Origin of the sequence: Salmonella sp. SJTUF14076, assembly GCF_015534835.1 — a bacterium.
Taxonomy (GTDB): domain Bacteria; phylum Pseudomonadota; class Gammaproteobacteria; order Enterobacterales; family Enterobacteriaceae; genus Salmonella; species Salmonella enterica.
On the sequence record NZ_CP064674.1, the window covers coordinates 3062714 to 3077564 of the forward strand.

General features: G+C 53.8%; 12 protein-coding genes. 8 read left to right on the plus strand and 4 right to left on the minus strand.

The window, feature by feature from the left end; genetic code table 11:
• The first annotated feature begins 162 nt into the window (after window positions 1-162).
• The 4 genes from moeA to HU143_RS14975 all read left to right on the plus strand — a co-directional run bounded on the left by moeA (window position 163) and on the right by HU143_RS14975 (window position 5762).
• Window positions 163-1398: a molybdopterin molybdotransferase MoeA gene (gene moeA / locus HU143_RS14960; protein WP_000395794.1), complete on the plus strand. Its 1236-nt coding sequence runs from the start codon at window positions 163-165 to the stop codon at window positions 1396-1398.
• Window positions 1398-2147: a molybdopterin-synthase adenylyltransferase MoeB gene (gene moeB, locus HU143_RS14965; RefSeq protein ID WP_000829280.1), complete on the plus strand. Its 750-nt coding sequence runs from the start codon at window positions 1398-1400 to the stop codon at window positions 2145-2147. The genes moeA and moeB overlap by 1 nt, the downstream gene beginning before the upstream one ends.
• A gap of 277 nt (window positions 2148-2424) precedes the next feature.
• The gene (locus tag HU143_RS14970; RefSeq protein WP_023227187.1) at window positions 2425-3324 is read left to right on the plus strand and encodes a glycyl-radical enzyme activating protein; all 900 of its coding nucleotides are present in this window, start codon (window positions 2425-2427) and stop codon (window positions 3322-3324) included.
• A gap of 5 nt (window positions 3325-3329) precedes the next feature.
• Entirely contained in the window at window positions 3330-5762 is a 2433-nt protein-coding gene (locus HU143_RS14975; RefSeq protein ID WP_000192662.1) for a glycyl radical protein, read from the plus strand.
• 77 nt (window positions 5763-5839) lie between these two features.
• On the opposite strand, the gene HU143_RS14980 is transcribed toward HU143_RS14975, so the two are convergent.
• Complete coding sequence (locus HU143_RS14980; protein WP_000217909.1) at window positions 5840-6649, minus strand: Cof-type HAD-IIB family hydrolase; 810 nt, start codon at window positions 6647-6649, stop codon at window positions 5840-5842.
• Window positions 6650-6910: 261 nt separating this feature from the next.
• Between HU143_RS14980 and HU143_RS14985 the strand changes: the two genes are divergently transcribed.
• On the plus strand, window positions 6911-8176 hold the full coding sequence (locus tag HU143_RS14985) for a DUF1479 domain-containing protein (protein WP_023227188.1): 1266 nt from the start codon (window positions 6911-6913) through the stop codon (window positions 8174-8176).
• A 121-nt stretch (window positions 8177-8297) separates the two neighbouring features.
• Here HU143_RS14985 and HU143_RS14990 read toward each other — a convergent pair whose 3' ends face one another.
• Window positions 8298-9893: an ABC-F family ATPase gene (locus HU143_RS14990; RefSeq protein ID WP_000961480.1), complete on the minus strand. Its 1596-nt coding sequence runs from the start codon at window positions 9891-9893 to the stop codon at window positions 8298-8300.
• A 219-nt stretch (window positions 9894-10112) separates the two neighbouring features.
• Here HU143_RS14990 and ldtB point away from each other — a divergent pair, with 219 nt between their 5' ends.
• Complete coding sequence (gene ldtB / locus HU143_RS14995) at window positions 10113-11033, plus strand: L,D-transpeptidase (RefSeq protein WP_001056404.1); 921 nt, start codon at window positions 10113-10115, stop codon at window positions 11031-11033.
• 43 nt (window positions 11034-11076) lie between these two features.
• On the opposite strand, the gene HU143_RS15000 is transcribed toward ldtB, so the two are convergent.
• Entirely contained in the window at window positions 11077-12189 is a 1113-nt protein-coding gene (locus tag HU143_RS15000; protein ID WP_000050089.1) for an anion transporter, read from the minus strand.
• Entirely contained in the window at window positions 12186-12659 is a 474-nt protein-coding gene (mntR, locus tag HU143_RS15005; RefSeq protein ID WP_000533542.1) for a manganese-binding transcriptional regulator MntR, read from the minus strand. Before mntR ends, HU143_RS15000 begins: the two co-directional genes overlap by 4 nt.
• A 185-nt stretch (window positions 12660-12844) precedes the next feature.
• On the opposite strand from mntR, the gene mntS reads away from it, so the two are divergent.
• Both mntS and HU143_RS15015 read left to right on the plus strand, forming a co-directional pair.
• Window positions 12845-12973 carry a manganase accumulation protein MntS gene (mntS, locus tag HU143_RS15010; protein WP_001001755.1) on the plus strand — a complete coding sequence of 43 codons (129 nt, stop codon included), beginning with the start codon at window positions 12845-12847 and terminating at the stop codon, window positions 12971-12973.
• 264 nt (window positions 12974-13237) lie between these two features.
• Window positions 13238-14818, plus strand: a complete 1581-nt coding sequence (locus tag HU143_RS15015) for a phosphoethanolamine transferase (RefSeq protein ID WP_001089315.1) — start codon at window positions 13238-13240, stop codon at window positions 14816-14818.
• Window positions 14819-14851 lie beyond the last annotated feature (33 nt).

Consider the following 14851-nt stretch of genomic DNA (forward strand, 5'->3'; position numbering starts at 1 on the left):
CTATCAGAATTGTTGTGAGTTATTCATTCGATTTTTGAATATAGAAAGATGCGTAAGGTATGTAAAGGCGCAAGGCCGTCTCTAAGACCGAGGTAGCATACTGCCCGCCACTGTTTTCTGACATAATAGCCGGATTCGATTTTGCCTCGCAGGAGTATGTTCATGGAATTTTCCGCCGGATTGATGCCGCTTGAAACGGCGCTGACCCAGATGCTTTCACGTATTACCCCGCTCACCGCCGTAGAAACGTTGCCGCTGGTGAACTGCTTTGGCCGCATCCTGGCGACCGATATCGTATCTCCCCTTGATGTCCCCGGCTTTGATAATTCAGCTATGGATGGTTATGCGGTACGTGTGGCGGATTTGTCCGCCGATAAGCCGCTGCCCGTCGCCGGCAAAGCATTTGCCGGTCAGCCCTACCAGGGAGAGTGGCCTGCGGGAACCTGCATTCGCATTATGACTGGCGCCCCGGTACCGGCAGGTTGCGAGGCGGTAGTCATGCAAGAGCAGACGGAACAAACAGATGACGGCGTGCGTTTTACCGCCGATGTTCGTTGCGGACAAAACATCCGCCGCCGCGGCGAGGATATTCGCCAGGATGCGGTGGTCTTTCCGGCCGGTACGCGCCTGACTACTGCCGAACTGCCAGTGCTGGCGTCGCTGGGAATTGCCGATGCACAGGTTGTACGTAAAGTGCGCGTAGCGCTGTTCTCGACCGGCGACGAGCTCCAGCTTCCGGGCCAGCCGCTGGAGGCGGGACAAATTTATGACACTAACCGTCTAACTATACATTTGATGCTGCAACAGCTTGGCTGCGAAGTGATCAATTTAGGCATTATTCCTGACGATCCCGGTAAGCTTCGCGCCGCGTTTGTCGACGCCGACAGCCAGGCCGATGTAGTGATAAGCTCCGGCGGCGTCTCGGTTGGTGAAGCGGACTATACCAAAACCATCCTTGAGGAGCTGGGCGAAATCGCCTTCTGGAAGCTGGCTATCAAGCCAGGCAAACCGTTTGCCTTCGGCAAACTCAGTAATAGCTGGTTCTGTGGCCTGCCGGGGAATCCAGTCTCTGCGGCGCTCACGTTTTATCAACTGGTTCAGCCCTTACTGGCGAAGCTTGGCGGCAACACGGCAAGCGCTGTACCGCCGCGCCAGCGTGTACGCACAGCATCTCGCCTGAAGAAAACGCCGGGGCGTCTCGATTTCCAGCGCGGCATTCTGCAACGTAGCGCCAACGGCGAACTGGAGGTCACGACCACCGGACACCAGGGTTCACATATTTTCAGCTCGTTTAGTCTGGGCAACTGCTTTATTGTGCTGGAGCGTGAACGCGGCAATGTTGAGCCGGGAGAATGGGTGGAAGTCGAGCCGTTTAATGCTCTGTTCGGAGGCCTGTAATGGCGGAACTTAGCGACCAGGAGATGCTGCGCTATAACCGACAAATTATTCTGCGCGGCTTCGATTTTGAAGGGCAGGAAGCGTTAAAAGATGCGCGGGTATTAGTGGTCGGGCTGGGCGGACTCGGCTGCGCGGCAACGCAGTATCTGGCCGGCGCTGGCGTCGGGCAACTGACGCTACTCGATTTTGATACCGTTTCCGTTTCCAATCTCCAGCGTCAAACCTTGCACAGCGACGCCACGGTCGGGCAGCCGAAGGTAGAGTCCGCCCGCGACGCGCTGGCGCGTATCAACCCGCATATTACCATTACGCCCGTTAACGCGCGGCTGGACGACGACGCTATGACCAGCCTGATTGCCGGGCATTCGCTGGTACTGGACTGTACTGATAACGTTAGCGTACGTAATCAACTTAACGCCGGGTGCTATACCGCGAAAGTGCCGCTAATCTCCGGCGCGGCCATTCGTATGGAAGGACAAGTTACCGTCTTTACGTATCGGGAAAACGAACCCTGTTACCGCTGCCTGAGCCGTCTGTTTGGCGAAAACGCTCTGACCTGCGTAGAGGCAGGGGTGATGGCGCCGCTGATTGGCGTGATCGGTTCGCTACAGGCAATGGAGGCCATTAAGCTGCTGGCGCATTACGGTCAACCTGCCAGCGGAAAAATCGTCATGTACGATGCGATGACCTGTCAGTTCCGCGAAATGAAGTTAATGCGCAACCCCGGCTGTGAAGTCTGCGGACAGTAGCCACTTTACGGATAAACATACCAAAGCACGGTTTATGGCCGTGCTGTATCAACAGATAATTACTGTCATCAGACGCAAAGCCAGCTTACCCAAGCTCCGACTGACGATCGGCTCAAGCAGCGCGGCATCATCTTAAACGCCATACCACAACCTCAAACCGTGATGTTGTACCTCATTTAACGCCTCTTTGTCAGAACCTCTCCATTCGTTGACGCACATCAAGATAACTTTCATTCGAAAGTAATTTAATCTTTATATGAAATAAGAGAGGCCGTTTATGATCTTCAATATTCAGCGCTATTCTACCCACGATGGCCCCGGTATCCGTACCGTAGTATTTCTCAAAGGCTGTTCGTTGGGCTGTCGCTGGTGCCAGAACCCGGAAAGCCGCGCCCGCGCTCAGGATCTGTTATACGATGCGCGGCTGTGTCTCGAAGGATGCGACCTGTGCGCGCAAGCCGCGCCGGACGTCATTGAGCGCGCGCTAAACGGCCTGCTCATCCATCGCGAGAAACTGACCGACGCCCATTTTTCCGTCCTGGCGCATTGTTGCCCCACACAGGCGTTAACCGTGTGCGGCGAAATAAAAAGCGTGGATGAGATCATGGCGACGGTACTGCGCGATAAACCTTTTTACGATCGCAGCGGCGGCGGTCTGACGCTTTCCGGCGGCGAACCGTTTATGCAGCCGGAGCTGGCGGCAGAGCTGTTTAAAGCCAGCCATGATGCCGGTATTCATACAGCGGTTGAGACCTGTCTGCATGTCCCATGGAAATACATTGCGCCCTCACTGCCTTATATCGATCTGTTTCTGGCTGATTTGAAACATGTCGCCGACGAGCCGTTTAAGCAGTGGACCGATGGCAGCGCCTCGCGGGTGTTGGAAAATCTCAGGAAACTCGCCGCCGCGGGCAAAAAAATGGTGATTCGCGTCCCGCTGATTCAGGGATTTAATGCCGATGAGGAGGCCATTAAAGCCATTACCGACTTTGCCGCCGACGAACTGCACGTCGGGGAAATTCATTTTCTGCCCTACCACACGCTGGGCATTAATAAATACCACTTACTCAGTCAGCCCTATCATGCCCCGGATAAACCACTGGATGCGCCGGCGTTACTTGATTTTGCCCAGAAGTACGCCTGCCAAAAAGGTTTAACCGCGACCCTACGAGGATAATTATCATGACCCAACTGAAACTGGACACGCTCAGTGACCGCATTAAGGCGCACAAAACCGCGCTGGTACATATCGTGAAACCGCCGGTCTGTACCGAGCGCGCGCAACATTATACCGAAATGTATCAGCAACATCTGGATAAACCGATTCCGGTACGCCGCGCGCTGGCGCTGGCCCATCACCTGGCGGAACGCACTATCTGGATAAAACACGATGAACTGATCGTCGGCAACCAGGCAAGTGAAGTCCGGGCCGCGCCGATTTTCCCAGAATATACCGTCTCGTGGATTGAAAAAGAGATCGACGACCTGGCAGACCGGCCCGGCGCAGGTTTTTCCGTAAGTGAAGAAAACAAACGTATTCTGCACGACGTCTGTCCGTGGTGGCGCGGTCAAACCGTCCAGGATCGCTGCTACGGCATGTTTACCGATGAACAAAAAGGGCTTCTGGCGACTGGCATTATCAAAGCCGAAGGCAATATGACTTCCGGCGATGCGCACCTGGCGGTGAACTTCCCGCTGCTGCTGGAAAAAGGGCTTGATGGCCTGCGCGATAAAGTCGCCGAGCGCCGCTCACGCATCAACCTGACCGTGCTGGAAGATCTGCATGGCGAGCAGTTCCTGAAGGCGATTGATATAGTGCTGGACGCGGTAAGCCAGCACATCACGCGCTTTGCCGCGCTGGCGCGCCAGATGGCGGGCGAAGAGTCCCGTGAAAGCCGTCGTAAAGAGCTACTCACCATCGCGGAAAACTGCGAGGTGATCGCCCACCAACCGCCGCAGACCTTCTGGCAAGCACTGCAATTGTGCTACTTCATCCAACTGATTCTACAAATTGAGTCTAACGGTCACTCGGTGTCATTTGGTCGTATGGACCAGTATCTTTACCCCTATTATCGTCGCGATGTCGAACTAAACCAGACGCTGGATCGTGAGCACGCCATTGAACTGCTGCACAGCTGCTGGCTGAAACTGCTGGAAGTAAACAAGATCCGTTCCGGTTCGCACTCTAAAGCTTCCGCGGGCAGCCCGCTGTATCAAAATGTCACCATTGGCGGTCAGAATCTCATCAACGGTCAGCCAATGGACGCAGTGAATCCACTGTCTTACGCCATTCTGGAGTCCTGCGGACGTCTGCGTTCTACCCAGCCCAACCTCAGTGTGCGTTATCACGCCGGAATGAGTAACGATTTCCTTGACGCCTGCGTCCAGGTCATCCGCTGCGGCTTTGGGATGCCGGCGTTTAACAATGATGAAATCGTCATCCCGGAATTTATCAAGTTGGGGATCGAACCGCAGGACGCTTACGATTATGCGGCGATCGGCTGTATCGAAACCGCCGTCGGCGGGAAATGGGGTTATCGCTGCACCGGCATGAGCTTTATTAACTTCGCCCGCGTCATGCTGGCGGCGCTGGAAGGCGGTCGCGACGCCACCAGCGGCAAGGTATTTCTGCCGCAGGAAAAGGCGCTCTCCGCAGGCAACTTTAACAATTTTGACGAAGTGATGGCCGCCTGGGATACCCAAATTCGCTACTACACGCGCAAATCGATCGAAATTGAGTATGTGGTCGACACCATGCTGGAAGAGAACGTCCACGATATTCTCTGCTCAGCGCTGGTAGATGACTGTATTGAGCGAGCGAAGAGTATCAAGCAAGGCGGCGCGAAATATGACTGGGTATCCGGTCTCCAGGTCGGTATCGCCAACCTGGGCAACAGCCTCGCCGCCGTGAAAAAACTGGTCTTCGAACAGGGCGTTATCGGTCAACAGCAGCTTGCCGCCGCGCTGGCCGATGACTTTGACGGGCTGACCCATGAGCAGCTGCGCCAGCGTCTGATTAACGGCGCGCCGAAGTACGGTAACGACGATGATACCGTCGATACGCTGCTGGCGCGCGCTTATCAGACCTATATTGATGAGCTGAAGCAATATCATAACCCGCGCTACGGTCGTGGCCCTGTCGGCGGCAACTATTACGCCGGTACGTCCTCTATCTCAGCAAACGTGCCATTTGGCGCCGCGACTATGGCTACCCCGGATGGTCGCAAAGCGCATACACCGCTGGCGGAAGGCGCAAGCCCTGCATCAGGTACGGATCATCTCGGCCCGACGGCGGTGATCGGTTCCGTAGGCAAATTACCTACCGGTTCCATTCTCGGCGGCGTGCTGCTCAATCAGAAACTGAACCCAACGACGCTGGAAAACGAATCCGACAAACAGAAACTGATGGTTCTGCTACGGACGTTCTTTGAGGTGCATAAAGGCTGGCATATTCAGTACAACATCGTGTCACGCGAAACGCTGTTGGATGCGAAAAAACATCCGGACCAGTACCGCGATCTGGTCGTGCGTGTGGCAGGCTACTCCGCCTTCTTCACCGCGCTGTCGCCGGACGCGCAGGACGATATCATCGCCCGTACCGAACATATGCTGTAATTTACCCTGGCGCCATCGGCAATATGTCCGAACTGCCTGATGGCGCTACGTTTAACAGGCCGACGCAGGCCTGTTAATCAGAAGGGAGCGGTGCCGTCAAGCACGGCCTGAATGACGTTGAGCGCGCCTTGATGGTTATTATCATCAGTGTGATAACGTGAAAGCGCTTTGATATTGTCTGCGGCATTGCCCATGGCAAAAGAGTAATGCGCCATTTTCAACATTTCCGCATCATTACCGCTGTCGCCAATGGCGACGACATTCTGTGGCGACCTGTTCCAGCGCTTTAACAGACGACTGATGCCATTCGCTTTATGCAGTCCCGGGATAATCAGGTCGATAAAACCGAAGCCGCTGGTGACGGGCTTCATGATGCCATCCAGAGATACGTGCAGTTTGTCGATAACCAGCGGAATTTGTTCATCGGGCAAATTCAGGGAGAACTTAAACAGGATATCGTCAATGTCGTGATAATCGTTTACCGGCTGCAGGCGGTGATAATGTTTGGCCATCAGCGCCACGAAAGTCTCGGGAGCGTTTTTGCTGACATAAGCGCTTTTCAGACCACAGGCGACGAAGTTAAGCTGCTTATCCTTCAGCAGTTCGCCAATCACAATACGCGATTCATGCCGGGTTAGCTCCCCGTGAAACAACTGCTTGCCATGTTCATACACCAGCGCGCCATTTTCTGCGACAAAGGAAATTTCGTCTTTCAGCTCGGGGAAGAAGGAGATCAACTGGTAGTACTGATTACCGCTGGCGACCACAAATTCGATATTACGTTTTTTCAGTTCCTGGTATTGCGCCATGAAGCGTACACGATCGTACTGCTTGGCATCGTCGAGAAAAGTGCCGTCCATATCTGTAACGACAACGTTAACGGTCATACTTAAGCTCCTGGCTGTAACTGCGACCAGAAACATTTTAATAACAATGTGAGCAGAACCTCAAATTTATTTCGAATGAAAAGTAGCTGAACGAAAGGAATAGCCGCATAAGACATTAAGGCGTCCTGGCCACCTTACGTTTTCCTCTCGCTTCCCTCTTTGTGCACCCCTGCAATATTTTAAACTTGAATTAACCTTATTTTAACTTAAAGTATCACATGTAACTAATTTTACTTTCGAACGAAAGACGATGAGGTTGATATGACGACTCCTTTTACCCACGAAACGCTGCCCGCCGACCCAAAAGCGGCCATTCGTCAGATGAAGCAGGCGCTACGCGCGCAAATCGGCGACGTACAGGCGGTGTTCGACCGTTTGAGCGCCACCATAGCAGCCCGGGTGGCGGAAATTAACGATCTGAAGGCGCAGGGACAGCCGGTATGGCCAATTATCCCTTTTAGCGAACTGGCGATGGGCAACATTAGCGATGCCACCCGCGCCGAGGTTAAGCGCCGCGGGTGCGCGGTGATTAAAGGTCATTTTCCACGCGAACAGGCGCTGGCATGGGACCAGTCGATGCTCGACTATCTGGACAAGAACCATTTTGACGAGGTGTATAAAGGACCGGGGGATAATTTTTTCGGTACGCTGAGCGCCTCCCGACCTGAAATCTATCCTGTCTACTGGTCGCAGGCGCAAATGCAGGCCCGCCAAAGTGAAGAGATGGCGCTGGCGCAGTCGTTCCTCAACCGTCTATGGCAGGTAGAGCGCGACGGCAAGCGATGGTTTAATCCGGATATCAGCATCATTTACCCGGATCGCATCCGTCGCCGCCCGCCGGGCACCACATCCAAAGGACTGGGAGCGCATACCGACTCCGGCGCGCTGGAACGCTGGCTGCTGCCAGCCTATCAGCAGGTATTCGCCAGCGTGTTTAACGGCAACGTCGAGCAGTACGATCCGTGGAATGCGGCGCACCGTACCAACGTTGAAGAGTACACGGTGGATAACACCACAAAATGCTCGGTATTTCGCACCTTCCAGGGCTGGACCGCGCTCTCCGATATGCTGCCCGGTCAGGGGTTGCTTCATGTCGTCCCTATCCCGGAGGCGATGGCGTATATTCTGCTGCGCCCGCTGCTGGATGATGTCCCGGAAGATGAATTATGCGGCGTCGCGCCGGGCCGGGTGCTGCCGATTTCTGAACAGTGGCATCCTTTACTGATGGCGGCGTTAACCAGCATTCCGCCGCTGGAAGCCGGGGATTCCGTGTGGTGGCATTGCGATGTCATCCACTCCGTCGCCCCCGTCGAAAATCAGCAGGGCTGGGGCAATGTGATGTACATTCCTGCCGCGCCAATGTGTGAGAAGAATCTGGCCTATGCGCGTAAGGTGAAAGCGGCGCTGGAGACAGGCGCATCACCGGGCGATTTCCCGCGCGAGGACTATGAAACCACCTGGGAAGGGCGTTTCACGCTGCGCGATCTGAATATTCACGGCAAGCGGGCATTAGGTATGGACGTTTGACGGTCGTACCGCCCTTCCCGCTCACCTGCGGTGCGCCCTTTGTCTGGGCGCACCCGTCTTACCGGACCTACGCGCCAGGATACGTTGGCCCGGTAAGCGCAGCACCACCGGGCGTCAGTGTTTAGCTTTCAATCCCTTTACTACGCAAATAATCGTCGTAGTTGCCGCTGAAGTCCACCACGCGCTCCGGCGTAATTTCAATGACGCGGGTTGCCAGCGAGCTGACGAACTCACGGTCGTGCGAAACAAAGATCAGCGTGCCCTGATACAGCTCCAGCGCCATATTCAGCGATTCGATCGACTCCATATCCAGGTGGTTAGTCGGTTCGTCCATGATCAGGATATTCGGCTTTTGCATCATCAGTTTGCCGAACAGCATACGGCCCTTCTCGCCACCGGAGAGGACTTTCGCAGGCTTTTTGATATCATCCTGGCTAAATAACAGGCGGCCCAGAATACTGCGCACTGCCTGCTCGTCGTCGCCTTCCTGTTTCCACTGACTCATCCATTCAAACACCGTCAGGTCATTTTCGAATTCATATTCGTGGTCCTGCGCGTAGTAACCAATACGCGCGTTTTCCGACCATTTAACGGTGCCGTGATCGGCGTCCAGATCGCCAACCAGCGTCTTCAGCAGCGTAGATTTACCCACGCCATTGGTGCCGAGTACCGCCAGCTTCTCGCCGACTTCGAGCAGCAAATTGACATTTTTAAACAGCGGACCGTTATCAAAACCTTTCGTCAGCGCCTCCACTTCCAGAGCGTTACGGAACAGTTTTTTATCCTGCTCAAAACGGATGAACGGGTTCTGACGGCTGGAGGCTTTCACCTCTTCCAGCTTGATTTTATCAATCTGCCGCGCGCGCGACGTTGCCTGACGCGATTTAGAGGCATTGGCGCTAAAACGGCTAACAAAAGATTGCAGCTCGGCAATTTGCGCTTTTTTCTTCGCATTATCGGCCAACAGACGTTCACGCGCCTGGGTCGCCGCCGTCATATACTCATCATAGTTACCCGGATAGACGCGCAAGTCGCCGTAATCCAGATCCGCCATATGCGTACAAACCATGTTCAGGAAGTGACGGTCGTGCGAAATGATGATCATCGTGCTATCGCGCTCGTTCAGCACCTGCTCCAGCCAACGGATAGTATCAATATCCAGGTTGTTGGTCGGTTCGTCGAGCAACAGGATGTCCGGATTAGAGAATAACGCCTGCGCCAGCAGCACACGCAATTTCCAGCCTGGCGCGACTTCACTCATCAGACCGTAATGCTGCTCCAGCGGGATGCCCACCCCCAACAGCAGTTCGCCCGCGCGCGCCTCAGCGGAATAACCGTCCATCTCGCCGTATTTTACTTCCAGATCGGCGACTTTATAGCCATCTTCTTCGCTCATTTCCGGCAAGGCGTAGATACGGTCGCGCTCCTGCTTGACTTCCCACAGTTCGCCATGCCCCATAATGACAGTATCAAGTACGGTGAATGTTTCAAAAGCGAACTGGTCCTGACGCAGCTTACCGATGCGCTCATTCGGATCGAGGGAAACATTGCCCAGCGTCGGCTCCAGGTCGCCGCCGAGGATTTTCATAAAAGTGGACTTTCCGCTACCGTTGGCGCCGATCAGGCCGTAACGGTTGCCGCCGCCAAATTTGACGGAAATGTTTTCGAACAGCGGCTTACTGCCGAACTGCATGGTAACGTTGCTGGAAACTAACACAGGCTTATCCTGAAAAAAGATGTGACAAACCGCTTATTATGCCACAAGTCTGAAATAAGATCGCGCCCTGTACAAAGGGCTACACTGAACCGTAAGGGGAAAAAAACGTGATTTCGTACACATCTGAATTCCCTGTTTACTGGAATGCACCTATAATGCGCTCCCAACATGACAGAATTCTCAACCTACTAGCCTGCTTGGCACAGAATCTCGCATAACATGAATATGAAATTAACAACGCTTTTCGCGGCGGCTTTCGCTGTAGTTGGTTTTTGTAAAACAGCCTCAGCAGTCACTTACCCGCTGCCTACCGATGGTAGCCGTTTAATTGGGCAAAATCAGGTCATCACCGTTCCGGAGGGCAATACCCAGCCGTTGGAGTATTTTGCCGCGGAGTATCAGATGGGGCTCTCCAACATGCTGGAAGCCAACCCTGGCGTGGATACCTTCCTGCCGAAGGGCGGTACCGTGCTGAATATTCCGCAGCAGCTGATCCTGCCGGATACCGTACACGAAGGCATTATCATCAATAGCGCGGAAATGCGCCTCTATTACTACCCGAAAGGCACAAACACCGTTATCGTCCTGCCGATTGGGATCGGTCAGTTAGGTAAAGACACGCCTATCAACTGGACGACCAAAGTTGAACGTAAAAAAGCCGGTCCGACCTGGACGCCTACGGCAAAAATGCACGCTGAATATCGCGCCGCCGGCGAGCCGCTGCCTGCCGTCGTGCCTGCGGGCCCGGATAACCCGATGGGCCTGTACGCGCTGTACATCGGTCGCCTGTATGCTATTCACGGCACCAACGCCAACTTCGGCATCGGGCTTCGCGTGAGCCACGGCTGCGTGCGTCTGCGCAACGACGATATCAAATTCCTGTTTGAAAATGTGCCGGTCGGTACCCGCGTGCAGTTTATCGATGAACCGGTAAAAGCCACCACCGAGCCGGACGGTAGCCGTTACATTGAGGTGCATAACCCGCTGTCAACGACGGAAGCGCAGTTTGAAGGTAAGGAAGCGGTGCCGATCACGCTTAATAAGAGCATCCTGGCCGTCACCAACGAGCCTGACGTTGATCAGACCGTCGTACAACAGGCGGTTCAGGATCGTTCCGGGATGCCGGTTCGTCTGAACTGACAGACTCTGCCTGCGAAGCCCGATAGATACTATCGGGCTTCTCTTACGGCATCAGTTGCAATAATCCATATCCCACCAGCGCCGCCCATGCCAGCATCGGCAGCGAATAGAAATGAAACCGCCACCAGATTCGGCGATCGTTCGCCATCCGTAAAGCAATAAGATTTGCCAGCGACCCCGGCAGCAGACCAAACCCGCCGATATTCACCGCCCACGCCAGCAGCGTCGAGGCCGGTACATAGTTCAGCAGGAGAATGGTACTGGGCACATTACTGATAACCTGAGACAAGCCGATAGCGGTTAGCCAAAGTCCCAGGTGAGACAGTGCGCCAACCTGGTTGAAAACGCCCTGCAACGCCGGCAATTGCGTTAGCAGATGGACATCAATAAACATCGCCATAAATACCAGCAGCAGCGTCCAGTCCACGCTGACTATAACCCTGCGCGCCAGCACAATAAACCCAGCCGCCACCAACACCAGTCCCCATAACTCTTGCCTGAGCTCCAGCGCGGTAAGAAAAACGACATATAATGCCAGGCAACTCCACACCAGACGGGGCTGCCACTGCGGCGAACGCGTACCGGTATGATACTGTAACGCCCTACCCGGAAAACAAAACCAGCACAGGAGCAGTAACGTCAGCATCATCATGACGGCAAGCGGCGCCATTTGCCCGCTAAATTCAGCAAAGGTTAAGCCGGAGCGTCCCCACAACAGAATATTTTGCGGATTACCGACAGGCGTCAGCAGCGAACCGGCGTTCACCGCCAACGCTTCAAAAATAATCAATCGGTTGACCGGAATCGCGCACAGTTTTTTTAACGTTATCGTCAGCGGCACAACGATAAACAGCGCGACATCGTTTGTCAGAAAGGTCGACAGCGCCGCCGCAGCCAGCACCAGGAACATCGCCAGTTGCCGCTCGGTATGAAATCGGCGCGTCATCTTGCGTCCCAGCACATCAAAATAGCCGCTCAGCTCAACGCCTTTAGTGAGCAACATTAACCCACTGAGGGTAATAATGGTGTGCCAGTCAATCGCGCCAGGCCAGGCGCGGGGCGCAAAAGGAACAAACAGGCTTAACGCCATCCCCACAATGATCAACAACTGAAAAAAACGGTCACGCCGCAGCGCCCGTAAAAAGGCCAGACTCATTCTGCAGATGTTCCATGCTGTTGCGTGAAGGCCAAAAAGGCATCCAATGTCTCCTGGCTGACATGGTGTTCCATCCCTTCCGCATCACGACGCGCGATCTCCGGACTTACGCCTAATACCAGTAAAAAATTTTCGACAATTTGGTGCCGCTCGCGGCTTTCCTGCGCCAGCTTCTCCCCTTCCGGCGTCAGAAAAACGCCGCGCCAGGGGATCATTTGAATAAATCCTAACGATGCCAGGCGCTTAAGCATTTTGGCCACAGTCGGCTGGGAGACGCCGAGCCGCGCCGCCATATCCACCTGACGCGCTTCCCCTACCTCAATAATTAAATCGGAAATCAGCTCAACGTAGTCGTCTATCAACTCACGGCGATGCGCCTCTCTGACCTGACGAAATCCTTCAACGTGTTCTTCTACGTTCACCAATTGCGTCACTTTTTTTGTTGTTGGCGTACCTGCGCGACGACCCATTTTGCTTCCTCGTTTCTGTGACGCGTTAACGCGTCAGCTGACAGAGCGCTCATTGTAAACCAGAGTTGTCTGGGCACAAAAAATTAACGTTTTAGCAATAGCTATAAAACATAGCCTGTGCTATATCTGTATGTAATGCAGACATCCCTCACGGATCGATGGGATAGAAACATCAGGAGGTTTATATGAACGAATTTAAGAGGTGTATACGCGTGTTCAGTCACTCTCCCTTTAAAGTCCGGTTAATGCTGCTCTCTATGTTGTGCGATATGATCAACGGCAAACCGGAGCAGGATAACCCTTCCACGAAATAACGCGGCGGTGCGGTACGCCGCTTTATTTTGCATCCTCAACGGAAATGGCGCCCATTTCCCCTGTTTTTTTGTGGTTTTGCTATTCTCTTCGCAAAACATTTTCTTTCCGGCGGTTGACCTTCTTACCCGCACGCTCTATCTTCTGGCAGCCCTGAATATTTTGCGACTCGCCGTTGCGAACCCAATACCTTTTTTACGCATAATCAGGCAGGTAATGACCCTTCGCGCCAGGGTTAGCACATGGCGTTTTTGCAATAGTGGCATATGAATTCAACCCTTATCGATTCACTTCTCGCCCGTCGTCGGGCTGTAAGCCCGTGGGCGGGCCTCTACTTTTTACAGTCGCTGCTGATTAACCTCGCGCTCGGCTATCCCTTTAGCCTGCTTTATACCGCGGCGTTTACCTGCCTGTTGCTGTTGCTCTGGCGCTACCTGCCCCGCGGACAAAAAGCGCTGCTCGGCATCTGTTCGCTGGTAGCTGCTTGCTATTTTCCCTTTGGCCAGGCTTACGGCGCGCCGAACTTTAATACGCTGCTGGCGCTGCACTCCACCAATATGGAAGAGTCGAGCGAAATCCTGACCATCTTCCCGTGGTATAGCTACCTGACCGGACTTTTTATTTTTGCGCTGGGTATTATTGCGCTTCGCCGCCGAAAAGAAGAGGTCAAGCCGCGCTGGAATAGCCTCGACAGCCTGTGCCTGCTGATTAGCGTCGCGGCATTTTTCGTCGCGCCGGTACAAAATCTGGCGTGGGGCGGCGTTTTTAAGGTTATTGATACCGGCTATCCGGTTTTTCGCTTCGCCAAAGACGTTATCGTCAATAACAACGAAGTCATTGAAGAGCAGCACCGTATGGCGCAGCTATCCGGCATAAAAGATAGCTGGACGGTTACTGCGGTGAAACCCAGATATCACATCTATGTCGTGGTGATTGGTGAAAGCGCGCGACGGGATGCCATGGGCGCTTTCGGCGGCCACTGGGATAATACCCCCTTCGCCAGCCATGTGAATGGCGACTTCTTTATGGATTACATCGCCGCCAGCGGCTCAACGCAAAAATCGCTCGGTTTAACGCTCAATCGCGTGGTGGATAACAAACCGCAGTATCAGGATAACTTCGTCACGCTGGCTAACCGCGCCGGTTTTCAGACATGGTGGTTTTCCAATCAGGGGCAAATCGGCGAATACGACACAGCCATCGCCAGTATCGCCAAACGCGCCGATGAAGCGCATTTCCTGAAAAACGGCGATTTTGAAGCGGATAAAAATACTCGCGACGACGCGCTGTTAACCATGACGGCGCAGGTATTGGCGACAGAACGCACGCAACCGCAGTTGATTGTGTTGCATTTAATGGGATCGCATCCCCAGGCCTGCGACCGCACTCAGGGAAAATACGCGACGTTTGTCCAGTCGAAAGAGACGTCTTGTTATTTATACACCATGACGCAAACCGACGATTTGCTCCGTCAGCTCTATACTCAGCTTCGTCATAGCGGCGACAGTTTTTCGCTCGTCTATTTCTCCGATCACGGGCTGGCGTTTAAAGAGCGCGGCAAAGCGGTACAGTACCTGGCGCATGACGACAAATTCCAGCAAAACTTCCAGGTGCCGTTTATGGTGCTATCCAGCGACAGTAAAGCGCATCGGATCATTAAAGCTCGCCGTTCCGCGAACGATTTCCTGAGTTTTTTCTCGCAATGGACAGGAATTAGCGCTAAAGAGATCAAAAATCGCTATCGATTTATTTCGGAACAGAAAGCCGGGCCCGTTTATATCACCAATTTCAAATTACAGAAAGTGGACTATAACCATCTGGGCAGCGATATTTTTTCACTAAAATAATGCACGTTTCAGGCAAAAAAAATCCGCCCCGAA